General features: G+C 54.4%; 22 protein-coding genes. 11 read left to right on the top strand and 11 right to left on the bottom strand.

What is annotated here, in order from left to right:
* Positions 1-85: 85 nt before the first annotated feature.
* Both mepK and GTGU_RS05155 read left to right on the top strand, forming a co-directional pair.
* Positions 86-637, top strand: coding sequence for a peptidoglycan L,D-endopeptidase MepK (mepK, locus tag GTGU_RS05160; RefSeq protein ID WP_038154669.1), 552 nt, complete (start codon positions 86-88; stop codon positions 635-637).
* A gap of 15 nt (positions 638-652) precedes the next feature.
* Positions 653-1,300 (top strand): MBL fold metallo-hydrolase, encoded by a 648-nt coding sequence (locus tag GTGU_RS05155; protein ID WP_038154667.1) that lies wholly within the window; start codon positions 653-655, stop codon positions 1,298-1,300.
* Positions 1,301-1,347: 47 nt separating this feature from the next.
* Here the strand turns inward: GTGU_RS05155 and GTGU_RS05150 are convergent, their stop codons facing one another.
* The 4 genes from GTGU_RS05150 to pncB form a co-directional block, all read right to left on the bottom strand.
* Positions 1,348-2,538 carry an amino acid aminotransferase gene (locus tag GTGU_RS05150; protein ID WP_038154666.1) on the bottom strand — a complete coding sequence of 397 codons (1,191 nt, stop codon included), beginning with the start codon at positions 2,536-2,538 and terminating at the stop codon, positions 1,348-1,350.
* Between the two features lie 184 nt (positions 2,539-2,722).
* Complete coding sequence (locus GTGU_RS05145; protein WP_038154665.1) at positions 2,723-3,826, bottom strand: porin; 1,104 nt, start codon at positions 3,824-3,826, stop codon at positions 2,723-2,725.
* A gap of 565 nt (positions 3,827-4,391) precedes the next feature.
* Entirely contained in the window at positions 4,392-5,792 is a 1,401-nt protein-coding gene (gene asnS, locus GTGU_RS05140; protein WP_038154663.1) for an asparagine--tRNA ligase, read from the bottom strand.
* Between the two features lie 165 nt (positions 5,793-5,957).
* Positions 5,958-7,160, bottom strand: coding sequence for a nicotinate phosphoribosyltransferase (gene pncB, locus GTGU_RS05135; protein WP_038154801.1), 1,203 nt, complete (start codon positions 7,158-7,160; stop codon positions 5,958-5,960).
* 325 nt (positions 7,161-7,485) lie between these two features.
* On the opposite strand from pncB, the gene pepN reads away from it, so the two are divergent.
* Complete coding sequence (gene pepN / locus GTGU_RS05130) at positions 7,486-10,101, top strand: aminopeptidase N (protein WP_038154662.1); 2,616 nt, start codon at positions 7,486-7,488, stop codon at positions 10,099-10,101.
* A gap of 38 nt (positions 10,102-10,139) precedes the next feature.
* Here the strand turns inward: pepN and ssuB are convergent, their stop codons facing one another.
* From ssuB to ssuE, 5 genes are read right to left on the bottom strand one after another with little or no spacing between them, the layout of a single operon-like run.
* Complete coding sequence (gene ssuB, locus GTGU_RS05125) at positions 10,140-10,907, bottom strand: aliphatic sulfonates ABC transporter ATP-binding protein (protein WP_038154661.1); 768 nt, start codon at positions 10,905-10,907, stop codon at positions 10,140-10,142.
* Positions 10,904-11,695, bottom strand: coding sequence for an aliphatic sulfonate ABC transporter permease SsuC (ssuC, locus tag GTGU_RS05120; RefSeq protein WP_038154660.1), 792 nt, complete (start codon positions 11,693-11,695; stop codon positions 10,904-10,906). Before ssuC ends, ssuB begins: the two co-directional genes overlap by 4 nt.
* 10 nt (positions 11,696-11,705) lie before the next feature.
* The gene (gene ssuD, locus GTGU_RS05115; protein ID WP_038154659.1) at positions 11,706-12,851 is read right to left on the bottom strand and encodes an FMNH2-dependent alkanesulfonate monooxygenase; all 1,146 of its coding nucleotides are present in this window, start codon (positions 12,849-12,851) and stop codon (positions 11,706-11,708) included.
* The gene (locus GTGU_RS05110) at positions 12,848-13,822 is read right to left on the bottom strand and encodes a sulfonate ABC transporter substrate-binding protein (RefSeq protein WP_038154658.1); all 975 of its coding nucleotides are present in this window, start codon (positions 13,820-13,822) and stop codon (positions 12,848-12,850) included. Before GTGU_RS05110 ends, ssuD begins: the two co-directional genes overlap by 4 nt.
* Positions 13,815-14,387 (bottom strand): NADPH-dependent FMN reductase, encoded by a 573-nt coding sequence (gene ssuE / locus GTGU_RS05105; protein ID WP_038154657.1) that lies wholly within the window; start codon positions 14,385-14,387, stop codon positions 13,815-13,817. Before ssuE ends, GTGU_RS05110 begins: the two co-directional genes overlap by 8 nt.
* A gap of 229 nt (positions 14,388-14,616) precedes the next feature.
* Between ssuE and pyrD the strand changes: the two genes are divergently transcribed.
* Together pyrD and zapC are read left to right on the top strand one after the other, a co-directional pair.
* On the top strand, positions 14,617-15,627 hold the full coding sequence (gene pyrD / locus GTGU_RS05100; RefSeq protein ID WP_038154656.1) for a quinone-dependent dihydroorotate dehydrogenase: 1,011 nt from the start codon (positions 14,617-14,619) through the stop codon (positions 15,625-15,627).
* Between the two features lie 186 nt (positions 15,628-15,813).
* On the top strand, positions 15,814-16,356 hold the full coding sequence (gene zapC, locus GTGU_RS05095; protein WP_038154655.1) for a cell division protein ZapC: 543 nt from the start codon (positions 15,814-15,816) through the stop codon (positions 16,354-16,356).
* Here zapC and GTGU_RS05090 read toward each other — a convergent pair.
* The gene (locus tag GTGU_RS05090; RefSeq protein WP_038154654.1) at positions 16,353-17,462 is read right to left on the bottom strand and encodes a YcbX family protein; all 1,110 of its coding nucleotides are present in this window, start codon (positions 17,460-17,462) and stop codon (positions 16,353-16,355) included. The genes zapC and GTGU_RS05090 overlap by 4 nt on opposite strands.
* 97 nt (positions 17,463-17,559) lie before the next feature.
* Here GTGU_RS05090 and rlmKL point away from each other — a divergent pair, with 97 nt between their 5' ends.
* The 6 genes from rlmKL (at position 17,560) to rmf (ending at position 25,479) form a co-directional block, all read left to right on the top strand.
* Complete coding sequence (rlmKL, locus tag GTGU_RS05085; RefSeq protein WP_038154800.1) at positions 17,560-19,668, top strand: bifunctional 23S rRNA (guanine(2069)-N(7))-methyltransferase RlmK/23S rRNA (guanine(2445)-N(2))-methyltransferase RlmL; 2,109 nt, start codon at positions 17,560-17,562, stop codon at positions 19,666-19,668.
* A gap of 12 nt (positions 19,669-19,680) precedes the next feature.
* On the top strand, positions 19,681-21,588 hold the full coding sequence (locus tag GTGU_RS05080) for an ABC transporter ATP-binding protein (RefSeq protein WP_038154653.1): 1,908 nt from the start codon (positions 19,681-19,683) through the stop codon (positions 21,586-21,588).
* 13 nt (positions 21,589-21,601) lie between these two features.
* Positions 21,602-22,870, top strand: a complete 1,269-nt coding sequence (gene pqiA / locus GTGU_RS05075) for a membrane integrity-associated transporter subunit PqiA (protein ID WP_038154652.1) — start codon at positions 21,602-21,604, stop codon at positions 22,868-22,870.
* Positions 22,860-24,500, top strand: coding sequence for an intermembrane transport protein PqiB (gene pqiB / locus GTGU_RS05070; protein ID WP_038154799.1), 1,641 nt, complete (start codon positions 22,860-22,862; stop codon positions 24,498-24,500). The genes pqiA and pqiB overlap by 11 nt, the downstream gene beginning before the upstream one ends.
* Positions 24,497-25,057, top strand: a complete 561-nt coding sequence (pqiC, locus tag GTGU_RS05065; RefSeq protein WP_038154651.1) for a membrane integrity-associated transporter subunit PqiC — start codon at positions 24,497-24,499, stop codon at positions 25,055-25,057. Before pqiB ends, pqiC begins: the two co-directional genes overlap by 4 nt.
* A 254-nt stretch (positions 25,058-25,311) precedes the next feature.
* A complete protein-coding gene (gene rmf, locus GTGU_RS24320; protein WP_054179110.1) occupies positions 25,312-25,479 on the top strand; it encodes a ribosome modulation factor in 168 nt (55 codons plus the stop codon).
* Positions 25,480-25,567: 88 nt separating this feature from the next.
* On the opposite strand, the gene fabA is transcribed toward rmf, so the two are convergent.
* Positions 25,568-26,086, bottom strand: a complete 519-nt coding sequence (gene fabA, locus GTGU_RS05060) for a bifunctional 3-hydroxydecanoyl-ACP dehydratase/trans-2-decenoyl-ACP isomerase (RefSeq protein ID WP_038154650.1) — start codon at positions 26,084-26,086, stop codon at positions 25,568-25,570.
* Positions 26,087-26,135: the final 49 nt, after the last annotated feature.

The following is a 26,135-nucleotide window of genomic DNA, read 5'->3' as shown; positions in this document are numbered from 1 at the left end:
CGGCAGTAGTATTGCCAGGTAAGGTTCCCCTACGTGCGCCAGAAGTGCATAAATAACGATCACTTTACCTGTAGACCTGATTATCATGGACAAATTTGACGCTAATCGCCGCAAATTGCTGGCGTTAGGTGGCGTTGCCTTAGGCGCGGCGGCCATCTTACCCACACCCGCATTTGCGACCCTCTCGACCCCCAGACCGCGAATTTTGACGCTGAGTAACCTGAATACCGGCGAGTCTATCAAAGCGGAGTTTTTCGATGGCAGAGGCTATATTCAGGAAGAATTAGCAAAACTTAATCATTTTTTCCGTGACTACCGCGCGAACAAAATGAGATCCATCGATCCTGCTCTCTTTGATCAGCTCTACCGTCTCCAGGGCCTGCTCGGCACCCGTAAACCCGTGCAACTGATATCGGGTTACCGTTCACTGGATACCAACAATGAAATGCGTGCCCACAGCCGCGGTGTTGCGAAACAGAGCTACCACACCAAAGGCCAGGCCATGGATTTCCATATTGAAGGCACCTCTTTAAGCAATATTCGCAAAGCGGCGTTATCTCTGCGCGCAGGTGGTGTAGGATATTACCCTCGAAGCAACTTTGTGCATATTGATACCGGTCCGGTTCGGCACTGGTAATGAAGCAGGAGCATCATGAACTATCGAATTATTCCGGTTACGGCGTTCTCCCAGAACTGTTCATTGATCTGGTGTGAACAAACGAAACTGGCCGCGCTGGTGGATCCGGGTGGCGATGCAGAACGAATCAAACAGGAAGTGGCGGCAGCAGAGGTGACCCTGATGCAGATTCTGCTGACCCACGGGCATCTTGATCACGTTGGCGCCGCGGGCGAACTGGCTCAGCATTACAGCATCCCGGTGATCGGTCCGGAAAAAGAAGATGAGTTCTGGCTCCAGGGTTTACCCGCCCAGAGCAAAATGTTCGGGCTGGGCGACTGCCCGGCGTTAACGCCTGATCGCTGGTTGAACGAAGGGGATACGGTTAGCGTCGGCAACGTCTCGTTGCAGGTGCTGCATTGCCCAGGGCATACGCCGGGACATGTTGTGTTCTTTGATAACGCGTCTCGCCTGTTAATTTCCGGCGACGTGATTTTCAAAGGCGGTGTTGGCCGCAGTGATTTTCCGCGTGGCGACCACAGCCAGCTGATCGACGCGATTAAACGCAAGTTGTTGCCGCTGGGCGATGATGTCACGTTTATTCCCGGACACGGTCCGCTGTCGACGCTCGGCGAGGAACGCCTGCACAACCCCTTCCTGCAGGATGAAATGCCCGTCTGGTAAAAAGTCAAAAGGCCGCGAAAGCGGCCTTTTTCATCATGATGGTGTGCTTACAGCACAGCGACAATCGCTTCGCACAGCGGCGCCATGTTATCCGGCGTCATCCCCGCGACGTTAATACGCCCGGACGCGACCGCATACACCCCAAACTCTTCACGCAGACGCAGCACCTGCTCTTTGGTCAGGCCGCTGAAAGAAAACATGCCGTTCTGCTTAGTGATAAAGCTGAAATCACGGTCTGCACCTTTCTCCTGCAACGTATTAACGAACAGCAGACGCATGCGCTGAATGCGCTGGCGCATATCCGTCAGTTCCTGTTCCCAGATAGCGCGCAGGGCGTCGTTGCTGAGAATGGTCGCGACCACAGCAGCACCATGAGCAGGCGGGTTGGAATAGTTAGCGCGGATCACGGATTTCATCTGGCTGAAGGCGCGATCAGCAGCGTCGCTGTCGGCGGCGACAATCGTACAGGCGCCGACGCGCTCGTTGTACAGGCCGAAGTTTTTCGAGAAGGAGCTGGCAACAATCAGCTCTTTATGCAGCGCTGCGAATGCGCGCAGGCCTTCCGCGTCTTCTTCCAGGCCACGGGCAAAACCCTGATAGGCAAAGTCGAACAGCGGCAGCCAGCCTTTCTCTACGGACAGGGTTGCCAGCTGTTGCCACTGCGCCAGCGTCGGATCGATACCGGTCGGGTTATGGCAGCAGCCGTGGAACAGTACAATGTCGCCCGCCTGGGCTTCGCTCAGGCTGGAGAGCAGACCGTCAAAATCAAGCGCATGGTTTGCCGCATCGTAGTATGCGTATTCACGCACTTCCAGACCGGCGGCATTAAACACGCCTTTATGGTTTGGCCAGCTCGGATTGCTCACCCACACGCGTTTAGCGCTGGTGTTTTTCGCGATGAAATCTGCTGCGATACGCAGTGCACCGGTACCGCCAGGTGTCTGTGCTGTGCGTGCACGTTTGTCGTTAATCAACGCGCTGCCTTTGCCGAACAGCAGTTCCTGGGTGCAGCGGCCGAACTCAGGAATACCGTCGATGCCGAGGTAATTTTTGGTGGTTTCATTTTCCAGCAGGTACTGTTCTGCTTTTTTTACGCTGGTAAGAACCGGGGTTTTCCCTGTTTCATCTTTATACACACCGATACCAAGGTTAATCTTGGTCGGGCGATCATCGGCACGAAACAAATCAGCCAGCCCCAGAATAGGGTCGGCAGGCGCAGCGGTAATGTTCTCAAACATGACGAGGTTCCATTGTGGTTACAGAAGGAAATTCCGATATCAGGTTAACGGGAGATTTCTAAATTGCCAACCGTTTGCGACGAAAAGCGAGCGACTTCGCAAAACTCGCCATTTTTTACTGCCGGACATAAAAAAACAGGGCCGAAGCCCTGTTTTTTAAGCATATAACAAAGTGGCGTACTGATTAGAACTGGTATGCAACACCCAGGACAACCTGGTCGTCTACACCAACCAGCGCGGTGTCAGCATCTTCTTTGTCCAGCAGGTTGATACGGTAGTCAGCATACACGTTGAAGTTCTTGTTGAAGTAGTAGTAAGAACCCACGGTGATGTATTTAGCCAGGTCGCGGTCGTAGTAAGAACCGTCTGCAGCAACCAGGTCTTTACCTTTAGTCTGTACGTAAGATACGGACGGACGCAGACCGAAGTCGAACTGGTACTGAGCTACAACTTCAACGTTCTGAGTTTTGTTAGCGATGTCATAGACACCCTCTAAAGTAGTAGCAGTCTGGTTACGGGTTTCGGAATAGATCGCCGCCAGGTAGATGTTGTTCGCATCGTATTTGGTACCGAATGCCCATGCTTCAGCTTTGTCACCACGACCGTCAGCTTTCTGGCTCTTAGCCGGATCACTATTAATGGTACGGTTAGCATTGCTGTACGCAGCAATCACACCAAAGCCTTCGCCGAAGTCATAGCCCAGAGAGTAACCTACGCCGTCGCCGTTTGACTGTTTGCGGTTATCACGCTCATTTTTACCCTGATACTGAATACCGAAGTTCAGACCATCAACCAGACCGAAGAAATCGCTGTTACGATAGGTCAGCAGGCCAGTAGAACGGTTGTTCATGTAGTTGTCAGTGCTGCCCGCCCAGGTTTCGCCAGAGAAGGACGGCGCTACGTCGGTGAGAGCTTCTACGTCATACACGATGCCGTAGTTACGACCGTAGTCGATAGAACCGAAGTCAGCAATTTTCAGACCAGCGAAAGCCAGACGAGTTTTGTTAACCTGGGAGCCTTCGGCCTGGTCAGCCAGCATACGATATTCGAACTGGCCGTAACCGGTCAGTTGATCGTTGATCTGGGTTTCGCCTTTAACACCGATCTGAGCGTAAGACTGGTCACCGTTAGTGGTGTTGTCACCAGAGGTAACAAAGCCGTGCTCACCTACTACTTTGCCGTACAGATCCAGCTTGTTGGCATTTTTGTTATAGATTTCTGCTGCGTTGGACGCACCAGCTACTAACAAGGCAGGGATAACCACTGCCAGGATATTGCGCTTCATCATTATTTATTACCCTCATTAGGTTTTTTTATTAACACTCGCCACTGCCGCCAATAAATTCCGTCAATGAAAATTTACGGAACTATTGATGAGAGTTTGGTGTCTTTGTGTATCTAGGACGAATATTTCCATTCATGACAACGTTTCGCTAGCCTGAAAGTGCTACAAATCTCCTAAATACGTTACAAAAAGAAATAATGTGTAAGAATTTGTGTAATTAAGGGAACTTTGTGAACCACCTCAAAGTTCCGGGAAGTGTGTTGTAAAGTTCTCCGACTCCTTATCTATCTATCTGAAAAACTTATATTAAAATCAGAAATCGCATTTAATAGTGCGAAAAAGATACGAATCCTGATTTTTCTTTTTCCGGCAAACAGCCATCTATACCGCTTTGGGTTTGGTTAAAATTTGTGCTATGGGATGCGCATAGTCTGATCGGCAAGTCAAAAAATGGTTATTTTTTGTTCGTAGATGTTACACGACTTAACAGGTGGCGTTGAGAAGAGAAAAGTAGTGGGACAGAGGGACAAAAAAGCCAGCTTTGCAGCTGGCTTTCGGTTTGATGAACTCAGAAGCTCGCGTTACGCGGCGTGCGTGGGAACGGAATAACGTCACGGACGTTCTGCACGCCGGTGACATAGGCAATGAGACGCTCAAAGCCCAGACCGAAACCGGAATGCGGAACGGTGCCGTAACGACGCAGATCGCGATACCACCAGTAGTCTTCTTTATTGAGCCCCATCTCGGCCATACGCGCATCCAGCACATCAAGACGTTCTTCACGCTGTGAGCCACCGATGATTTCACCGATGCCCGGCGCCAGCACGTCCATCGCGGCAACGGTTTTGTTGTCGTCGTTCAGACGCATATAGAACGCTTTGATCTCTTTCGGGTAGTTTTTCACCACCACCGGCGCTTTAAAGTGCTGTTCAGCAAGATAGCGTTCATGCTCAGACGACAGATCCACCCCCCAGTAAACCGGGTTTTCGAACGACTGGCCGCAGTTTTCCAGAATGGTGACTGCATCGGTGTAATCCACCTGAGCAAAGTCAGCACTGATAAAACGTTCCAGACGCGCGATGGCGTCTTTATCCACGCGCTCAGCGAAGAACTGCATGTCGTCCATACGCTCTTCCAGCACCGCTTTGAAGACGTATTTCAGCATGGCTTCTGCGAGGCGGGCGTTGTCTTCCAGATCAGCAAACGCCACTTCCGGCTCCAGCATCCAGAATTCCGCCAGGTGGCGGCTGGTGTTGGAATTTTCAGCACGGAAGGTCGGGCCGAAGGTATACACCTTTGACAGCGCGCAGGCGTAGGTTTCGCCGTTCAACTGGCCGGAAACGGTCAGGAAGGATTCTTTGCCAAAGAAGTCTTTGTCGTAATCCACTTTGCCCTGAGCGTCTCGCGGCAGGTTTTCCAGATCCAGCGTGGACACGCGGAACATTTCGCCAGCGCCTTCGGTATCAGAAGCAGTGATAAGCGGCGTAGATACCCAGAAGAAGCCCTGCTCATCAAAGAAGCGATGCAGCGCCTGCGCCAGCGTATGACGTACGCGGGCAACGGCACCGATCAGGTTCGTGCGCGGACGCAGATGCGCGACTTCACGCAGATACTCGATGCTGTGACGTTTTGCCGCCATCGGGTAGGTATCCGGCTCGTCTACCCAGCCGGTGACTTCAATGTGGCTGGCCTGAATTTCAAAACTCTGGCCCTGGCCCTGAGACGCCACCACTTTGCCGGTGACGATCACCGAGCAACCGGTCGTCAGACGCAGCACTTCCTGATTGTAATTGGGCAGAGAATTATTGACGACGGCCTGTACAGGATCAAAGCAGGAACCGTCATAGACGGCAACGAAGGAGAAACCAGCTTTTGAATCTCGGCGGGTACGTACCCATCCGCGCACGGTGACTTCGCTGTCAACGGCTACGCGGCCCTGGAGTACGTCGGCAACAGGCACAACGCTCATAATAATCTCTCTGTAGTAGTCCAATAAAAATGTCATTTCTCCCCGAAAAGGGAGTTATCTATGTTACCTGTCATCCGCTATCAGACAAGTAGATTTCGCAGCTCAACAGAGAGAAAATGATAAATAAATAAAGAAGAAGGGAGCCTGCGGGCTCCCTTCTGACATTTAACTGGCCTTTTTCACCTGCGGCAGGTCGAAGGCTTCACGCAGCGCACGAACAAATGCCTTATCGTGGCAGATGGTTTTGCCGGGGCTGTCGGAAAGTTTCGCTACCGGCTTGCCGTTACATTCCACCAGTTTAATGACGATATTCAGCGGTTTCACCTGGGGGATATCGCAGGTCAATCGCGTGCCGATACCGAAGCTCAGATTCACCCGCGAGGAGAAGTGGCGGTACAAATCGACGGCTTTGGCTAAATCGAGATTGTCAGAGAAAACCAGCACCTTGCTGAGTGGGTCGATGCCGAGTTTCTGGTAATGGGCGATGGCTTTTTCTCCCCATTCCACCGGGTCGCCAGAGTCATGGCGCAGCCCCTGATAACGGGTGGCGAATTCTGGTCCGAAATCGCGCAGGAAGGCATCCATGGTGATACAGTCGGTGAGGGCGATACCCAGTTGGTCCGGATACTCATCGAGCCAGGCGGCGAGCGCGGCCCGCTGGCTGGTGGCCAGATCGGGGCTAATTTGCTGATGCGCCTGGAACCATTCGTGCGCCTGGGTGCCCATCGGCGTCAGGGAGAGACGGCGGGCGAGGTCGTAGTTGCTGGTGCCGATAAACCACGGCTCTTGCTGCAGACGTTGCACAATAGCCTGCTGGACGTCGCGGGAGAAGCGACGGCGGGTGCCAAAATCCATCAAACGAAACGCGGAAATGTCGAGGTCTGCCGTCATATGGGCAAAATCAACGAGCTTATGTTCCAGGGTTTCCAGCGCCCGGGAGACGCCCGTTTCCGCAGAACGGTAACGATGCACCAGCTCGCTTATCACCGCCAGTAGCGGCACTTCCCACATGATCACTTCGCGCCATGGGCCGGACAGGCGGATGTTCAGCTTGCCGTTATCGTTACTGACCGTCACCTGCTGCGGGTCGTAACGGAAGTCGCGCAACCAGTCCAGATAATCCTGTTTAAAGAAAGGCAGACCGGAGAGCCAGTGGTATTCATCGTCCTGCAGTTTAAGCATACGCATTGCGTCAACCTGCTCACGGATCGCATCGGCATAAATGCCCAGCAGGTCGTCACCACGACAGCGGAATTCAGCCGCCACATGCACATCATAGTAGTGGTGAAAAACAGCCTGCTGCATGTGCAGTTTGTAGGCATCTGTATCAAGCAGCGTGTGCAGAACAGGAGAAGCAAATTGTGTCATGGCGCGCAGTAGCATCCTCTCACGGGTGCGTTTCCATCAAAATCAGACAGATAAAAAACGCAGGAGTATAGCTTGTTAACCTGGCTATGTCCTGCAATGAGCGCGGCATCGTCTGCGGCGGTCACGTCGGGAGCATAGTTTAATATATTGAACATGGATCACACCACAAGCAGATGCTCTGGTCGAGCGCATTTCGTGCCTCAATGTTATGTGAATGTAGCAATTAGCGTGTTTGGCCCTGAAAAGATGAACATTCTGCGTAGCGAGATTGTCACAACAGGAATAGACTGGAGTCGATACTTTACAAAGATGCTAAAGGTTTTTTATGACACAACAGCCCCAAGCCAAATACCGCCACGACTACCGTGCGCCGGATTACCAGATTAGCGATATTGACTTGACCTTTGACCTGGACGCCGCCAGAACCGTGGTGACGGCAGAAAGCCAGGTATCCCGGCATGCTGCGTCTTCTGATGTGCCTCTGCGTCTTGATGGCGAAGATTTAACACTGGTTTCCATTCATGTGAACGACCAGCCGTGGACTGATTATAAAGAAGAGAATAACCAACTGGTGATTTCCGCTTTGCCGGAGCGATTCACGCTGCGCATCGTCAACGAAATCAGCCCGTCCGCCAATACTGCACTGGAAGGGTTGTATCAGTCCGGCGAAGCGCTCTGCACGCAGTGCGAAGCGGAAGGTTTTCGTCATATTACCTGGTATCTTGATCGTCCTGATGTGCTGGCGCGATTCACGACCAAAGTTATCGCCGATAAAAACAAATATCCGTACCTGCTTTCCAACGGCAACCGCATTGCACAGGGCGAGCTGGAAAACGGTCGTCACTGGGTACAATGGCAGGATCCATTCCCGAAACCGTGCTATCTGTTTGCGCTGGTGGCCGGGGATTTCGACGTACTACGAGACACCTTCACCACCCGTTCCGGGCGTGAAGTGGCGCTGGAACTGTACGTTGACCGCGGTAATCTTGACCGCGCGCCGTGGGCGATGACGTCCCTGCAAAACTCCATGAAGTGGGACGAAGAACGCTTCGGCCTCGAATATGATCTCGATATTTATATGATTGTCGCTGTCGACTTCTTCAACATGGGAGCAATGGAAAACAAAGGGCTGAACATTTTTAACTCCAAATACGTGCTGGCCCGCACCGATACCGCGACCGACAAAGACTACCTCGATATTGAACGCGTTATCGGTCACGAATATTTCCATAACTGGACCGGTAACCGCGTCACCTGTCGCGACTGGTTCCAGCTCAGCCTGAAAGAGGGCCTGACCGTGTTCCGCGATCAGGAGTTCAGCTCCGATCTCGGTTCCCGTGCGGTCAACCGCATCAACAACGTTCGCACCATGCGCGGGATGCAGTTCGCCGAAGATGCCAGCCCGATGGCGCATCCGATCCGCCCGGACATGGTTATCGAAATGAACAACTTCTATACCCTGACGGTGTACGAAAAGGGCGCAGAAGTGATCCGCATGATGCACACCCTGCTCGGAGAAACGAATTTCCAGAAAGGGATGCAGCTCTATTTTGAACGCCATGACGGCAGCGCCGCCACCTGTGATGATTTCGTACAGGCAATGGAAGACGCGTCAAACGTCGATCTCTCCCATTTCCGTCGCTGGTACAGCCAGTCTGGTACGCCAGTGGTGACTGTGCATGATGACTACAACCCGGAAACCGAGCAGTACACGCTGACCATCAAACAGCGCACGCCTGCCACGCCGGATCAACCGGAAAAGCAGCCGCTGCATATTCCGTTTGATATCGAACTGTACGATAACGAAGGCAAAGTCATCCCGCTGCTGAAGGGCGGCCATCCGGTGCATCATGTGCTGAATGTCACCCAGGCGGAACAGACGTTCGTGTTTGATAACGTCTATTTCCAGCCGGTACCATCACTGCTGCGCGAATTCTCCGCGCCAGTGAAACTGGAATATAAATGGAGCGATCAACAACTGACGTTCCTGATGCGTCACGCGCGCAATGATTTCTCCCGCTGGGACGCGGCGCAAAGCCTGCTGGCGACCTACATCAAGCTGAATGTGGCTCGTCATCAGCAGGGGCAGCCGCTGTCGCTGCCGGTGCATGTCGCCGACGCTTTCCGCGCCATTCTGCTTGATGAGAAGATCGATCCGGCGCTGGCGGCGGAAATCCTCACACTGCCGTCAGCCAGTGAGATTGCTGAGCTGTTTGATATCATTGATCCGATTGCCATCGCCACCGTGCGCGAAGCGCTGACGCGAACACTGGCCAACGAACTGGCGGATGAGTTCTTCGCTGTTTACAACGCCAGTGCGCTCGACAGCTATCGCGTGGAACATGCCGACATCGGCAAGCGCTCACTGCGCAATACCTGCCTGCGTTATCTGGCGTTTGGTGAAACAGAACTGGCCGACAGGCTGGTACGTGAGCAGTACCATCATGCTGACAACATGACTGATGCGCTGGCGGCGCTGGCGTCAGCGGTTGCCGCGCAACTGCCGTGCCGTGATGTGCTGATGCAGGAGTACGATGATAAGTGGCATCAGGATGGTCTGGTGATGGACAAATGGTTCATCCTGCAGGCTACCAGCCCGGCCAGTAATGTGCTGGAGACCGTGCGACGTCTGCTGAAACACCGCTCGTTCAGCCTCAGCAACCCGAACCGTATTCGTTCGCTGATTGGCGCCTTTGCGGGCAGTAACCCGGCGGCATTCCATGCAGAAGATGGCAGCGGATACCAGTTCCTCGTGGAAATGCTCACCGAACTCAACAGTCGCAACCCGCAGGTAGCATCGCGCCTGATTGAGCCGTTGATTCGCCTGAAACGTTACGATGTGAAACGTCAGGAGAAGATGCGAGCCGCGCTGGAACAGCTAAAAGGGCTGGAGAATCTCTCCGGCGATCTGTTCGAGAAGATCACCAAAGCGCTGGCCTGATATAAAAAGCCGGGCAGCACTACGCTTGCCCGGCTTGTTTATCCGTGTTTTCTGGCAGGCAGTTCATTTGAACTCCGCTTCATTACCCGATCCAGCACTTCCGCTTCCAGCTCTGCCAGCCGGGCTGAACCGACACGCCGCGGACGCGGAATATCTATTGGCAGATCCAGACCGATCTTACCCTCTTCGATAAGCAATACTCGATCGGCCATGGCAACTGCCTCGCTGACGTCGTGCGTCACCAGCAGCACCGTAAACCCCTGTTCCTGCCACAGCGATTCAATTAAGTCCTGCATTTCGATGCGGGTTAACGCATCCAGCGCACCCAGCGGTTCATCCAGCAACAACAGACCGGGGCGATGGATCAGCGCGCGTGCCAGTGCCACACGTTGCTTTTGCCCACCGGACAACGCTGCAGGCCACTCACCGGCACGGCTCTCCAGCCCGACCGATGCCAGCGCCTGCCGCGCTGCCTCCCGCCAGTGGCCTTTAAGCCCGAGCCCCACGTTGTCGATGATCGTTTTCCACGGCAGCAGGCGGGCGTCCTGGAACATCAGCCGGGTGTCGTCCTGAATATCGGCAAGCGGCGTATTTCCCGCCAGCACCTCACCGCCATTGGGGGCTTCCAGACCGGCAAGCAGGCGCAGCAGCGTACTCTTGCCGCCACCACTGCGCCCGACAACGGCAACAAATTGTCCGGCGGGAATATGCAGGTCGAGGGCATTGAGTATGGTGTTTTCGCCGTAGCGTTTGGTGACGCCGCTCAGCAGTAGCGGCGTCCCCTGATTTAAGCGAGCGGTATTCATGCGTTTGCCTCCTTCGACGTATAGGCCGGGTTCCAGCGCAGCCAGAGGCGTTCCAGCCCCTGCGCGCTGACGTCAGCAAGCTTGCCCAGCAGGGCGTAGAGAATGATGGCAACCACCACCACATCGGTTTGTAAAAACTCACGTGCGTTCATTGCCAGATAGCCGATCCCGGCGTTAGCCGAGATGGTTTCCGCGACGATCAGCGTCAGCCACATCAGGCCGAGGGCAAAGCGCACGCCAACCATAATCGAGGGCAGGGCGCCAGGCAGGATCACATGCCGGAACAGTGCAAAACCGGAGAGTCCATAGCTGCGCGCCATCTCCACCAGTCCACGATCGATATTGCGGATCCCGTGCCAGGTGTTGATGTAAATCGGAAACAACGTTCCCAGCGCCACGAGGAAAATTTTGGCGCTCTCATCAATGCCAAACCACAGAATGACCAGCGGTATCAGCGCCAGATGCGGTACGTTGCGCAGCATCTGAATGGAGGTATCCAGCAGCCGCTCGCCCCAGCGGGACAGCCCGCTGATAAGCCCCAGCGTCAGGCCAATCGATCCGCCAATGGAAAAACCAATCAGCGCGCGCCAGGAGCTGATCGCCAGATGCTGCCATAGTTCGCCACTGGCGGACAACGACCAGAATGCCTCCACCACGCCTTCCGGGGAAGGCAGAATACGTGTGGAGAGCCAGCCAGTTGAAGAGGCAATTTGCCAGAGGATGACGATCCCGGCGGGCAGCAGCCACGGAGCGATGCGCCGCAGCAGGGTATGGGATGTGGAAGCCATGATGCGCTCCTTAGCTTTGTGCCGCTTTGCGGGGAATAAAGGCATTGGCGACGGCTTCGCCCTGCTGTTGCAACGTGACAGACTTCGGCACCTCAGGGATGGCGACATCCAGATGCGGGAACAACAGCTCGCCCACCTTGTATGCCTCTTCCAGATGTGGATAGCCGGACAAAATAAAACTGTCGATCCCTAGCGCAGCATATTCGTTAATGCGTGCAGCCACTGTCGGACCATCGCCTACCAGCGCGGTACCGGCGCCGCCGCGGACCAGACCAACACCAGCCCACAGGTTAGGGCTGATTTCCAGATTTTCGCGACGACCATTATGCAGCGCCGCCATACGATGCTGACCCACCGAATCGGTCTGCGCGAAGGCGGCCTGCGCTCTGGCGATGATCTCATCGTCGAGACGGGAGATCAGCCGATCTGCGTCGCGCCAGGCTTCTTCATTTGTCTCCCGCACAATCACATGCAGGCGAATGCCAAAGCGAACCTGTCGCCCGTGACGCGCGGCTTTTTCCTGCACCTGGGCAATTTTCTCTTTCACCTGCTCTGGCGGTTCACCCCATGTCAGATAGAGATCAACCTGCTCAGCAGCCAGATCCTGCGCCACATCAGAGGAGCCGCCAAAATAGAGCGGTGGACGTGGCTGTTGCACGGGCGGAAAGAGCAGTTTCGCGCCGCGTACGCGCTGGTATTTGCCGTCAAAATCGACAGTTTCTCCTTCCAGCAGCCGACGCCAGATATGGGTAAATTCAGCAGAGGCTTCATAGCGCGCGGTGTGATCGAGGAAAACGCCGTCGCCCGCCAGTTCCTGCGGATCGCTGCCGGTCACCAGGTTAAACAACGCGCGACCATTGGACAGACGATCCAGCGTGGCCGCCTGGCGCGCCGCGACCGTCGGGGAGATCACGCTCGGTCGCAGTGCCACGAGAAATTTCAGTCGCTGTGTAACGGGGATCATCGAAGCGGCGACCAGCCATGCGTCTTCGCAGGAGCGTCCGGTCGGGATCAGCACGCCGGTAAAACCAATCCTGTCGGCGGCCTGCGCTATCTGCTGCAGATACCCGTGATCCACCGGGCGTGCGCCCTCGTCGCTGCCAAGATAGTGACCATCACCGTGCGTCGGTAAAAACCAGAACAGATTCAGGCTCATGATTTCGCTCCTTGTTGAGAACTGGGGTGCCAGATGCGGGTGCGGATGTCGATCTTCTTCGGCACCAGGTGGTTTTCGTAAAACAGATCGGCCGTTTGTTGTTGCAGCACTGCGATGGGTTCAGTGACCGGGGCGATCACCGTCGGCGGCCGATGATCCAGATAGCTGGCGATCACCGGTTCAGGTAACCCCATGGTTTTTGCCAGTAGCGTAATGCTCTGCTGACGATGGCTTTGGGTTAAGGCATCGGCCTGGCTGAAGGTTTCCAGCACGCCCTGAATAAACGCGCCATTTTTTTCGGCATACGGACGTGCGGCGAGGTAGAAAGAGCCGGTCTGCTTGAGCGAAGTACCGTCTTTCAGCACCCGAACGCCACCCTGTAACAGGGCCGCAGAATAGTAGGGATCCCAGATAGCCCAGGCATCGACATTATTCTGCTGGAATGCGGCGCGGGCATCGGCAGGTGTCAGGTAGACCGGCTGAATATCGGTGAACTTAAGTCCCGCCTGCTGGAGCGCACGCAGCAACAGGTTGTGCGAGCTGGAGCCTTTCTGAAACGCCACTTTGTGGCCTTTCAGATCGGCAACCGTTTTAATGGCGCTGTTTTCCGGCACCAGAATCACTTCCGCTTTTGGCTTTGCCGGTTCAACACCGACATACACCAGATCCGCGCCCGCCGCCTGCGCGAAGATCGGCGGAATATCGCCAGTGCTGCCAAGATCGATGCTACCGACATTCAGTGCTTCCAGCATCTGCGGTCCTGCCGGGAATTCCACCCACGAGATGTTGGTATCCGGATAGCGCTTTTCCAGAAACTGATGGCTTTTCGCCAGCACCATACTGACGCTGCCTTTTTGATAGCCAATGCGCAGTGCATCTGGTGCGGGTTCTGCGGCCAGGCTCCAGGCCGAAAGCGTGAGCAGGCCGGTCAGCGCCAGCGTCTGTATTCGCCAGTTAAACAGATCACGCATGGGCAACTCCTTGTTGTCGCGGCTGGAAGGCTGGTTCGCGACGTTGCAGCGCCTGCCAGAAGGTATCCAGCGCACTGTCGAGACGGCGTTGCAGATTCGGGGTAAAGCGGGGCTGGTGTTGATAGTCGATAACCTGGCTGTCATCGGCAAAAACGCCGTGCAGGATCTCCTGCGCTTTCAGTGCGTTCAGTACCGGTTTCAGTGCGTAATCGACCGCCAGCATATGTGCAATGGTGCCGCCGGTAGCGACAGGCAGAACGACTTTGCCTTCCAGCGCCCGTTCAGGCAGCAGGTCCAGCAGTGTTTTCAGGGCGCCGGAAAAAGAGGCTTTATATACTGGCGTGGCGACGATGATCCCATCCGCGCCAGCGAGTTGTTCGAGAAGCGTTTGTAGCGCCGGACTGTCAAAACGGGCATAGAGCAAATCTTCCGGTTCGAAGTTTTGCAGATGCCAGTGGCAGACTTCGATATCGGCGTGGGAGAGTTTTTCCCGCGCATATTCCAGTAACGCACTGGAGCGTGACGGATAGCGTGGACTTCCCGCCAGCGTAATCACTCGCCGCATAATCCCTCCTATATAACCAAATGTTTGCTTTTATCTAACATTGATAACATTTATCGCAGAGAGGGGAGGGATTACTAAATGATTTATCCGGCACTGGTTTGCCGAAAAATGACTATTAAGAAAACGTTTGCGTTTTCATTGCGCTTTTTTGTCGCAGGTCAATTCCCTTTCATCGCCGGATCGAAGATAATACGCCCCCGGTTTGCACACCGGGAATCCAGGAGAGTTCATGTACTACCCTTTCGTTCGTAAAGCCCTGTTTCAGCTCGATCCTGAGCGCGCTCATGAATTAACATTCCAACAATTACGCCGTGTAACGGGAACACCGCTGGAAGCACTGGTCCGCCAGAAAGTGCCTGCGAAGCCGGTCTCGTGCATGGGCCTGACATTTAAAAACCCGTTGGGCCTGGCTGCCGGTCTTGATAAGAATGGCGAATGCATCGATGCGCTGGGCGCCATGGGATTTGGTTCGATCGAGATTGGCACAGTAACGCCGCGCCCGCAGCCAGGTAATGACAAACCGAGGATCTTCCGTCTGGTGGATGCCGAAGGTCTGATCAACAGGATGGGCTTTAATAATCTTGGGGTGGATAATCTGATCGAGAATGTCAAAAAAGCCCATTTCGACGGAATTCTCGGGATCAATATCGGCAAAAATAAAGATACGCCGGTTGAACAAGGTAAAGATGACTATCTGATTTGCATGGAAAAAGTCTACGCCTATGCCGGATATATTGCGATTAATATCTCGTCGCCGAATACTCCAGGCCTGCGTACGCTACAATATGGTGATGCCCTGGACGATCTTCTTTCTGGTATTAAAAATAAACAGAATGAACTGCAGGCAAAGCATCATAAATATGTTCCTGTGGCGGTGAAGATCGCCCCGGATCTTTCTTCTGAGGAATTGATCCAGGTGGCCGACAGTTTAGTTCGTCATAATATCGATGGGGTTATTGCGACAAACACCACGCTGGATCGATCCCTTGTCCAGGGAATGAAACATTGTGATGAAACCGGAGGCCTCAGTGGTCGTCCGTTGCAATTAAAGAGCACCGAAATTATTCGTCAACTGTCAGCGGAATTAAATGGCCGCTTGCCGATTATTGGTGTCGGCGGTATTGATTCGGTGATTGCGGCACGCGAGAAGATAGCGGCTGGCGCTACGCTGGTTCAGATTTATTCGGGCTTTATTTTTAAAGGCCCGCCGCTGATTAAAGAAATCGTTACTCACATCTGATTTTTTATCCTCTTTTTGACCAATACTTTCTTCCAGGGCTTTATTTCCAGCCCTGGTTGTTTTATATTCCTTCATTGTTGCTTATTTAAACATTTTAGTCTTTCATTACATTGAGACAAATTAAGCGAAGCGGAAACGGAAAAGCAAGTTGGCAAAACAGGGATGCTAACGCGGATGGAGAAGAATATGCGAATTAAACCTGATGATAACTGGCGTTGGTATTTTGATGAAGAGCATGACCGAATGATGCTTGATTTAGCCAATGGTATGTTGTTTCGTTCGCGTTTTGCCCGCCGGATGTTAACCCCGGATGCGTTTTGTCCTTCGGGCTTTTGCGTGGATGACGCTGCGCTTTATTTTTCCTTTGAAGAGAAGTGCCGTCAGTTCGACCTTTCTAAAGAACATCGCGCCGAATTGATTTTAAATGCGCTGGTGGCTATTCGCTTTCTGAAACCGCAAATGCCGAAAAGCTGGCACTTTACCGCCCACGATTCACACTGGCAGCCGACTCTCGGCGATGCCGCCTGTGTCTGGCTGAGCGACAGCGGTCAGCAGGTAACGTTGCTGGTGGTAGAGCCGGGTGAGAATGCCGCGCTTTGTCTGCTGGCCCAGCCGGGTTTAACGTTGGCCGGGCGCACGATGCAGCTTGGCGATGCCATTAAAGTGATGAATGACCGGTTACAGCCGCAACCGGTAATCACGGATTATACCCTCGTTCAGGCCGTTTAATTGCCCAACCGCAGCGCGGTTCTGGGTACACAGCTACAGCACAAAATGGTGCCGTCCTTTCCGACCGCATTTTTCTTCAGCGGCGTGACTTCCCCGTCCAGCAGCGTTATCCGGCAGCTTCCGCAAATTCCCGCCCGGCACGAGTAAGGGATACGAATTCCCTGTTGTTCCAGCTGTTCCAGCAAAATTTGCTGATTGTTGCCGGTGAACGTCTCCCCCTGCCATTCGATATCAAGCACAGCGTCTGCCTGCTTCTCTGGTGTCAGCGACTCGTCTGCCCGTCCGGCCCCATAAAGTCGTGCCGGTTTGGTCGCCAGTACTTCGACGCTGTCGCCCACGCGAATCACGCCACTGTTACGGGCAATCAGGTTTTGACCAAAATCGACATCGCCGTTATCCAGCGCGGTACGGAAGGTCTGTAGCGTGCGCAGCGGTTCCCCGGCAGGGTGTTTTTGCCCACGCTCAGGGCTGATGGTAGTAAAAATACAGCGGCTACAGGGTTTCGCCACGTCGAAAACCACTTCGCCGATGCGGATCACTTTCCAGGTGTCTTCTTCCCAGGCCGCCGTGCCGGTAACCACCAGATTCGGGCGAAACTGTTCGATGCTCACACTGGCTGTGCAGCGTTGCTGTAAATCACGCAGCGAAGCTTCGGTGGCGAGCAAATAGGGAAAACCATCGGCGAAAGAGAGGGGCACAGATTCGTGTTTTTTCACACGCCGGGTCAGTTCCGGGCCGACCCAGCGTAACTGCACGTCACGTTTGAAAAAGCCGCTCAGCCACTGGTTAATCGCCGTCGGCGCGATGCGGGCGGTAAAATGATTCCCCCACACTTCCGTTGGCGCAGCCTGAGGCGCAAAATCGGCAAAGCGAATGATTGCGCTGCTGCCGTCAGGCGCGGTGAGGTGAAGACCATCATGCAGCGGTGCGGGGGTGAATCTGACCATCTGCGGGAACTGGCGGGCGGTAATAAAAGTGCCGTCTTGCTCAGTAATCATAAAAATACGATCAAACGCCATACCGCTGATGTCGGCGAAAGCATGGGTCAGGCCGATGCCGCGCATAGATTTGATGGGGTGGATAAAAAGTCGCGATAACGTCGCCATGACACGCTTCCTGAAGCCAAAATAAGCCTTTAACTTTATGACATAGGCCGCAGATTGGCTATAATGCGCAACAATTTTGTTTGATAAAAGTGACGATATGAAATCTCTGTTTGCCAGTACGGCCCGTGGGCTGGAAGAGCTGTTAAAAACTGAACTGGAAGGACTTGGCGCCGACAGTTGCCAGGTGGTTCAGGGTGGTGTCCATTTTCAGGGCGACACGCGGCTTCTGTACCAAAGCCTGATGTGGAGCCGTCTGGCGTCACGTATCATGATGCCGCTGGGCGAGTGCAAAGTATATAGCGACCTCGACCTCTATCTCGGCGTGCAGGCAGTGAACTGGACGGAGATTTTCAGCCCTGGCGCGACCTTCGCAGTGAGCTTCAACGGCCTGAATGATGAGATTCGCAACAGCCAGTTTGGTGCCGTGCGTGTAAAAGACGCGATTGTCGACAGCTTCACCCGTAAGGACCTGCCGCGCCCGAATGTCGATCGCGAAAACCCTGATTTACGCATCAACGTCCGTCTGAATAAAGAAACCGCCAGTATTTCCCTCGACCTGAGCGGCGAAGGCCTGCACCTGCGCGGCTACCGCGACGGTACTGGCCTTGCGCCCATCAAAGAAAACCTGGCGGCGGCGATTGTCATGCGTTCTGGCTGGCAGCCGGGAACACCGCTGCTGGATCCAATGTGTGGTTCCGGGACGCTGCTGATTGAAGCGGCGATGTGGGCAACTGATCGCGCACCTGGGCTGCATCGCGGTCATTGGGGATTTGGCGGCTGGGCGCAGCATGACGAGGCGGTGTGGCAGGCGGTGAAATCCGACGCACAGAGCCGCGCGCGGGCCGGGCTTGCAGCTTATGACTCCCGCTTCTATGGCTCGGATATTGATGGTCGTGTTATTGAGCGCGCCCGCAGCAACGCCCGCCGTGCCGGTGTCGGCGAGTTGATCACATTTGAAGTCAAAGACGTCGCACAGCTCATTAATCCGTTGCCGAAAGGGCCCTACGGCACGGTTATCAGCAATCCGCCGTACGGCGAGCGCCTGGACAGTGAACCTGCGCTGATTGCGCTGCACAACCTGCTCGGCCGTACACTGAAAAGCCAGTTTGGCGGCTGGAACCTGTCGATGTTCAGCGCCTCGCCAGAGTTGTTAAGCTGCCTGCAACTGCGCGCTGATCGCCAGTTCAAAGCGAAAAACGGGCCGCTGGATTGTGTGCAAAAAAATTATCATCTGGCGGAAGTCACTGGCGATGCGCCGGTGAGCAGCATGGGCGATGACTTCGCCAACCGCCTGAAGAAAAACCTGAAAAAACTCGATAAATGGGCGCGTCAGGAAGGGATCGAATGTTACCGCATTTACGACGCAGACCTGCCGGAATACAACGTCGCGGTGGATCGCTACGCCGACTGGGTGGTGGTGCAGGAATATGCTCCGCCGAAAACCGTCGATGCTAACAAAGCGCGTCAGCGTCTTTTTGACGTTATCGCCGCAACCATCTCCGTGCTGGGGATTGCGCCGAACAGGCTGGTGCTGAAAACCCGCGAGCGACAGAAAGGTAAAAACCAGTATCAGAAAATGGGTGAAAAGGGCGATTTCATGCAGGTCAGCGAGTACAATGCGCGCCTGTGGGTGAATCTGACCGATTATCTGGATACCGGTTTGTTCCTCGATCACCGCATTGCCCGCCGCATGTTGGGGCAGATGAGTAAAGGCAAAGATTTCCTCAACCTCTTCTCCTATACCGGCAGCGCCAGCGTCCATGCCGGGCTTGGCGGCGCACGCAGTACAACGACGGTGGATATGTCCCGCACTTATCTTGAGTGGGCGGAACGCAACCTGCGCCTGAATGGCTTAACCGGTCGCGCGCATCGTCTGCTGCAGGCGGATGTTCTCGGCTGGCTGCGAGACGCTGATGAACAGTTCGACCTGATCTTCATTGATCCGCCGACGTTCTCCAACTCAAAGCGTATGGAAGACACGTTCGACGTACAACGTGACCACCTGCGGTTGATGACTGACCTCAAGCGTCTGTTACGCAAGGGTGGCACTATTATGTTCTCAAACAACAAGCGCGGTTTCCGCATGGATCTCGATGGTCTGGCGAAGCTGGGGCTGAAAGCTCAGGATATTACGCAAAAAACGCAGTCTCAGGACTTTGCCCGCAATCGTCAGATCCACAACTGCTGGCTGATCACCGAAGCCTGAAGGAATTAAAGAATGTCTCTGATTAGTATGCATGGCGCCTTGCTGTCATTCAGCGATGCACCGCTCCTCGATAATGCCGAACTGCATATCGAAGATAACGAACGCGTCTGCCTGGTCGGGCGCAACGGCGCGGGCAAATCCACGCTGATGAAAATTCTCAACCGTGAACAGGCTCTCGACGATGGTCGCATCGTCTATGAACAGGATCTGGTGGTGTCGCGCCTGCAACAGGATCCGCCACGCAATGTTGAAGGTAGCGTCTACGATTTTGTTGCCGAAGGGATCGAAGAGCAGGCGGTCTACCTGAAGCGTTACCACGATATTTCCCGGCTGGTGATGACCGATGCCAGTGATAAGAACCTCAATGAGATGGCGCGGATCCAGGAACAGCTCGATCACCACGGTCTGTGGCAACTGGAAAACCGGATCAACGAAGTGCTGGCGCAGCTCGAACTGGATCCTAACGCGCAGCTTGCATCGCTGTCCGGTGGCTGGTTGCGTAAAGCGGCGCTCGGACGCGCGCTGGTCAGCGGCCCGCGCGTGCTGCTGCTCGATGAGCCAACCAACCATTTAGACATCGAAACCATCGACTGGCTGGAAGGGTTCCTGAAAACGTTCAAAGGTACCATCATCTTTATTTCGCATGACCGTTCATTCATTCGCAACATGGCGACCCGCATTGTCGATCTCGACCGTGGCACGCTGGTGACGTATCCGGGCAATTACGACCAGTATCTGCTGGAGAAAGAAGAAGCGTTGCGCGTCGAAGAGCTGCAAAACGCGGAATTTGACCGCAAGCTGGCACAGGAAGAAGTGTGGATCCGCCAGGGTATCAAGGCACGTCGTACCCGTAATGAAGGCCGTGTTCGCGCGCTGAAAGCGATGCGTCGTGAGCGCAGCGAGCGCCGGGACGTGATGGGCAGCGCCAGAATGCAGGTCGAAGAAGCGACCCGATCCGGTAAGATTGTGTTTGAGATGGAAAACGTGAATTACCGGGTTGATGGCAAAGTGCTGGTGAAAAATTTCTCCGCTCAGGTGCAGCGTGGCGACAAGATTGCACTGATTGGCCCTAACGGCTGCGGTAAAACCACACTGCTGAAGCTGATGCTCGGTCAGTTGCAGGCCGACAGCGGTCGCATTCATGTGGGTACGAAGCTGGAAGTGGCGTATTTCGATCAGCACCGTGCGGAGCTGGATCCGGATAAAACGGTGATGGATAACCTGGCGGAAGGTAAACAGGAAGTGCAGGTTAACGGTAAACCGCGTCATGTGCTTGGTTATCTGCAGGACTTCCTTTTCCACCCGAAACGGGCGATGACGCCGGTACGTGCGCTGTCGGGCGGGGAACGCAACCGTCTGTTACTGGCGCGTCTGTTCCTGAAACCCAGCAATCTGTTGATTCTCGATGAACCGACCAACGACCTTGATGTGGAAACGCTGGAACTGCTCGAAGAGCTGATCGATGGCTATCAGGGCACCGTGCTGCTGGTCAGCCACGATCGTCAGTTTGTTGATAACACGGTGACAGAATGCTGGATCTTCGAAGGCGAAGGGCGCATTGGCCAGTATGTCGGCGGTTATCATGATGCCCGTGGGCAGCAGTCGCAATCGCTGGCGCAAAAGCAGCCGGTGGAAAAGAAAGTGACGGAAGTCGCTGCGCCTAAAGCAGAAATTGTGAAACGCGGCGGGAACAAACTAAGCTATAACCTGCAGCGCGAACTGGAACAGCTACCGCAACGCCTGGAAACACTGGAGGCGAATCTGGAGTTGCTACAGGCCCAGGTGGCTGATGCCGCGTTTTTCAGCCAGCCCCATGACCATACGCAAAAGGTACTGGCCGAACTGGCGCAGGCGGAGCAAACCCTCGAAGAGGCCTTCGAACGCTGGGAATATCTTGAATCACTGAAAAACGGCGCGTAACTGAGGACTCTGCATGTGCGAACAACATCATGCTGCACGGCATATCTTGTGCCCGCAATGCGATCTGCTGGTGGAGTTGCCGCACCTTGAGCACCGGCACAAAGCCGCCTGCCCACGCTGCGGGACGACGTTAACAACAGCGTGGGACGCACCTCGTCAGCGTCCCACCGCCTATGCGTTGTCGGCGCTGTTTATGCTGTTGCTTTCTAATCTGTTCCCCTTTGTAAATATGAACGTGGCGGGAGTCGGCAGCGAAATTGAGCTGCTGGAGATCCCGGACGTCCTGTTTTCCGAAAACTATGCCAGCCTCGGGACCTTTTTTATTCTGTTTGTGCAACTGGTGCCCGCGTTCTGTCTGGTCACTATTCTGCTGCTGGTGAACCGGGTACACATGCCGCTGAAGCTGAAAATCCATCTCGCCAGAATTCTGTTTCATCTTAAAAGCTGGGGGATGGCGGAAATTTTCCTTGCGGGGGTACTGGTGAGCTTCGTCAAGCTGATGGCCTATGGCGATATTGGCATCGGCAGCAGCTTTATTCCGTGGTGTCTGTTTTGTGTTCTGCAGTTGCGCGCGTTTCAGTGTGTTGATCGCCGCTGGCTGTGGGATGACATCGCGCCGACGCCTCCGCTTTCGGCTCCGGTGAAAGTGGGCGTTTCCGGACTGCGGCAGGAGTTGCGCTCCTGCCCCTGTTGCACGGCCATTCTGCCCGCTGATCAGCTCGAATGTACTCGCTGCCAGACGACAGCGCACCCCCGGCGTAAAAACAGCTTACAGTGGACCATGGCGCTGCTTATCACTTCCTTCATCCTTTATCTGCCGGCGAATCTGTTGCCGATCATGATTACGGATCTGCTCGGCGACAAAATGCCGTCGACGATCATGGCGGGGGTGATTCTGCTGTGGAGTGAAGGTTCGTATCCGGTGGCGGGGGTGATCTTCATCGCCAGTATTATGGTGCCGACGCTGAAGATGATCTCCATCGCCTGGCTGTGCTGGGACGCCAACGGTCATGGCAAGCGCGACTGTGAACGTATGCACCTGATTTATGAAGTTGTCGAATTTGTTGGCCGCTGGTCAATGATTGACGTCTTTGTCATCGCCGTACTTTCCGCCCTGGTGCGAATCGGCGGTCTGATGAATATTTATCCGGACATCGGTGCGCTGATGTTTGCCCTGGTCGTGATAATGACCATGTTTTCGGCGATGACCTTTGATCCTCGCCTGACGTGGGATCGTGAGCCAGAACCCAGCCATGAGGAGTTGTATGAGCATGGAAACTAACCGCGGGGAAGCGAAAGTGCAAAAGGTAAAGAACTGGTCGCCCGTCTGGATCTTCCCCATCGTCACTGCCCTGATTGGCGCGTGGATCCTGTTTTATCACTACAGCCATCAGGGGCCGGAAGTGACGCTGATTACCACCAATGCGGAGGGAATTGAAGGGGGGAAAACCACCATCAAGAGCCGCAGCGTGGATGTCGGCGTGGTGGAAAGCGCGACCCTGACGGATGATTTAACGCATGTAGAAATTAAAGCGCGTCTCAATTCGGGTATGGAAAAGTTGCTGCATCAGGACTCAGTATTCTGGGTAGTGAAACCGCAGGTCGGGCGTGAAGGTATCAGTGGTCTTGGTACGCTCCTTTCGGGCGCATACCTTGAACTGCAACCGGGGAACAAGGGCGGGAAACTGGAACGCTATCAGCTACTGGATGCGCCACCGCTGGCACCGCCGGATGCGAAAGGAATTCGCGTGATTCTCGACAGTAAAAAAGCCGGGCAACTCAGCCCGGGTGATCCGGTGTTGTTCCGAGGGTATCGGGTCGGATCGGTGGAAACCAGCAATTTCGATCCGCAGAAGCGGACAATCAGCTATCAGCTGTTTATCAGCGCGCCAAATGATCGTCTGGTCACCAGTAATGTGCGTTTCTGGAAAGACAGCGGTATTGCCGTGGATCTGACCGCAGCGGGAATGCGTGTTGAAATGGGATCGCTGTCGACGCTGTTCGGCGGCGGCGTCAGTTTCGACGTGCCGGAGGGGATTGATCTCGGCCAGCCGGTGGGGGAGAAAACGGAATTCCGTCTGTATGACGATCAGCGGAGCATTCAGGATTCGTTGTATACCGATCACATTGATTATCTGATGTTCTTCAAAGATTCGATTCGTGGCCTGCAGCCGGGAGCACCGGTGGAGTTCCGCGGTATCCGACTGGGTACTGTGGGTAAAGTACCGTTCTACGTGCCAGGGTTACGGCAGGCGCTCAATGACGATTACCGCATTCCGGTTCTGATCCGCATTGAGCCTGAGCGCATGGCCAGCCAGCTTGGTGAAAACCCGGACATCGGTGCACATATCAACGAGCTTATTCAGCGCGGTCTGCGCGGCTCGCTGAAGACTGGCAACCTTGTTACTGGCGCATTATATGTGGATATGGATTTCTACCCGAAAGCACCTGCGGTTACCGGTATGCGTGAGTTTGGCGGCTACAAGATTGTGCCGACAGTGAGCGGCGGTCTGGCACAGATCCAACAGAAACTGGTCGATACGCTCGACAAGATCAACAATCTTCCGCTCAACCCGATGCTGGAGCAGGCGACAAATACTTTGTCGGAAAGCCAGCGCACCATGCGCCGGTTGCAAACCACACTGGATAATCTCAATAAGCTGACAGCCAGCCAGTCGATGCAGCAACTGCCGCAGGATATGCAGCAGACGCTACGTGAGCTGAACCGCAGCATGCAGGGCTTCCAGCCCGGATCGGCAGCCTACAACAAGATGGTGGCTGACATGCAGCGTCTCGATCAGGTATTACGCGAACTGCAGCCGGTGCTGAAAACGTTAAATGAGAAGAGCAACTCACTGGTATTTGAAGCGAAGGACAAAAAAGATCCAGAGCCGAAGAGGGCGAAAGAATGAAAAAGGGGCTAATGGTCTTGCTGATCTGCGTGTTAAGCGCCTGTAGCAGCAGTGAAAATAAAACCTATTATCAGCTGCCAGTGGCGCAGAGTGGCGCGCAAAGCGCCACGACGCAGGGGAACCGTCTGCTGTGGGTCGAGCAGGTCGCTATCCCGGATTACCTTGCCGGGAACGGCGTGGTCTATCAGACCAGCGATGTGCAGTATGTGATTGCCAGCAATAATCTGTGGGCGAGCCCGCTCGATCAGCAGCTTCGGACGACGCTGGTGGCGAATCTGAGCAGTCAGTTGCCCGGGTGTGTCGTGGCCTCCCAGCCGCTGGGGCACAATCAGGATACGCTCAATGTTTCGGTGACCGGGTTTCATGGCCGTTACGACGGACGGGTGATCGTCAGTGGCGAGTGGCTGCTCAATCATCAGGGGCAGCTTATCAAGCGTCCCTTCCATATTGAGCTGAAGCAGCAGCAGGATGGCTATGATGAGATGGTTAAACTGCTGGGGCAAGCCTGGCGTCAGGAAGCCGGTGTCATCGCTCAGGCGATAAACCAGATGCCATAAGTAAATTTCATCACGCAAAGGCCGCAACGGATGGCGTATCAGTTGCGGCCTTTTTGTTTGTATCATCAGTAGATTACTTGTTCTGGCTCACATTTTTTGTACAAATGAACTTCTGAGTAGCTCACAAATATGACATTGGTGTGAATTTTGCGCATTGACGATGCATTTGATTCGGGGTATTCGTTATACGTGGACGCATATTTTGTGACCACTGTTTTCTTTTCCACCAGATACAAGAATGAGGGAAACGAGGCATGAAGAGACAAAAACGAGATCGCCTGGAACGAGCACATCAACGTGGGTACCAGGCTGGCATCGCTGGCAAATCGAAGGAAATCTGTCCGTACCAGACCTTAAATCAAAGGTCTCATTGGCTGGGAGGCTGGCGAGAAGCCATGGAAGACAGGGCAGTAATCGCCTGATGCTGTCTCTTTAAGAAGCCACCGCCCCGCGGTGGCTTCGCCGTTTCATACTTCTGCGGCATTCGCGAATGGGGATTCGCTAAGACGATTAGAACGCTGAAGTATCCTGGAACAGACCTACTTTCAGGTCTGCGGCCGTGTAGATCAGACGGCCATCAACCAGTACTTCGCCATCTGCCAGCCCCATGATCAGGCGGCGGTTAACGATGCGTTTGAAGTGAATGCGATAGGTGACTTTCTTCGCGCTCGGCAGAACCTGGCCGGTGAATTTCACTTCACCCACGCCCAGCGCGCGCCCTTTACCTTCGCCGCCGAGCCAGCCGAGGTAAAAACCCACCAGCTGCCACATGGCATCAAGACCCAGACAGCCCGGCATCACCGGATCGCCAATAAAATGGCACCCGAAGAACCACAGGTCAGGATTGATGTCGAGTTCGGCTTCCACATAGCCCTTATCAAAATTGCCGCCAGTTTCGGTCATTTTAACGACACGATCCATCATCAGCATATTCGGCGCCGGTAACTGTGGGCCTTTTGCACCAAACAATTCACCGCGACCAGAGGCAAGAAGGTCTTCTTTTGTATAGGATTCGCGTTTATCTACCATGTTTTCAGTAAACCTTATTTTGAGTTCGGGACGCAGGATAGCTAACACG

It is taken from the genome of Trabulsiella guamensis ATCC 49490 (assembly GCF_000734965.1).
Lineage (GTDB): Bacteria > Pseudomonadota > Gammaproteobacteria > Enterobacterales > Enterobacteriaceae > Trabulsiella > Trabulsiella guamensis.
The sequence above is the reverse complement of the archived record's forward strand: the minus strand, read 5'-3'. Positions and strand labels throughout refer to the sequence as shown.

Coding starts and splice junctions, on each gene's coding strand:
- ssuE (WP_038154657.1), bottom strand. CDS start 14,387: ATGCGGCGAGTGATTACGCTGGCGGGAAGTCCACGCTATCCGTCACGC.
- pncB (WP_038154801.1), bottom strand. CDS start 7,160: ATGACACAATTTGCTTCTCCTGTTCTGCACACGCTGCTTGATACAGAT.
- pqiB (WP_038154799.1), top strand. CDS start 22,860: ATGGAAACTAACCGCGGGGAAGCGAAAGTGCAAAAGGTAAAGAACTGG.
- pqiC (WP_038154651.1), top strand. CDS start 24,497: ATGAAAAAGGGGCTAATGGTCTTGCTGATCTGCGTGTTAAGCGCCTGT.
- GTGU_RS05155 (WP_038154667.1), top strand. CDS start 653: ATGAACTATCGAATTATTCCGGTTACGGCGTTCTCCCAGAACTGTTCA.
- GTGU_RS05150 (WP_038154666.1), bottom strand. CDS start 2,538: ATGTTTGAGAACATTACCGCTGCGCCTGCCGACCCTATTCTGGGGCTG.
- rmf (WP_054179110.1), top strand. CDS start 25,312: ATGAAGAGACAAAAACGAGATCGCCTGGAACGAGCACATCAACGTGGG.
- mepK (WP_038154669.1), top strand. CDS start 86: ATGGACAAATTTGACGCTAATCGCCGCAAATTGCTGGCGTTAGGTGGC.
- pqiA (WP_038154652.1), top strand. CDS start 21,602: ATGTGCGAACAACATCATGCTGCACGGCATATCTTGTGCCCGCAATGC.
- pepN (WP_038154662.1), top strand. CDS start 7,486: ATGACACAACAGCCCCAAGCCAAATACCGCCACGACTACCGTGCGCCG.
- GTGU_RS05090 (WP_038154654.1), bottom strand. CDS start 17,462: ATGGCGACGTTATCGCGACTTTTTATCCACCCCATCAAATCTATGCGC.
- GTGU_RS05080 (WP_038154653.1), top strand. CDS start 19,681: ATGTCTCTGATTAGTATGCATGGCGCCTTGCTGTCATTCAGCGATGCA.
- asnS (WP_038154663.1), bottom strand. CDS start 5,792: ATGAGCGTTGTGCCTGTTGCCGACGTACTCCAGGGCCGCGTAGCCGTT.
- rlmKL (WP_038154800.1), top strand. CDS start 17,560: ATGAAATCTCTGTTTGCCAGTACGGCCCGTGGGCTGGAAGAGCTGTTA.
- ssuC (WP_038154660.1), bottom strand. CDS start 11,695: ATGGCTTCCACATCCCATACCCTGCTGCGGCGCATCGCTCCGTGGCTG.
- GTGU_RS05110 (WP_038154658.1), bottom strand. CDS start 13,822: ATGCGTGATCTGTTTAACTGGCGAATACAGACGCTGGCGCTGACCGGC.
- ssuD (WP_038154659.1), bottom strand. CDS start 12,851: ATGAGCCTGAATCTGTTCTGGTTTTTACCGACGCACGGTGATGGTCAC.
- GTGU_RS05145 (WP_038154665.1), bottom strand. CDS start 3,826: ATGATGAAGCGCAATATCCTGGCAGTGGTTATCCCTGCCTTGTTAGTA.
- zapC (WP_038154655.1), top strand. CDS start 15,814: ATGCGAATTAAACCTGATGATAACTGGCGTTGGTATTTTGATGAAGAG.
- pyrD (WP_038154656.1), top strand. CDS start 14,617: ATGTACTACCCTTTCGTTCGTAAAGCCCTGTTTCAGCTCGATCCTGAG.
- ssuB (WP_038154661.1), bottom strand. CDS start 10,907: ATGAATACCGCTCGCTTAAATCAGGGGACGCCGCTACTGCTGAGCGGC.
- fabA (WP_038154650.1), bottom strand. CDS start 26,086: ATGGTAGATAAACGCGAATCCTATACAAAAGAAGACCTTCTTGCCTCT.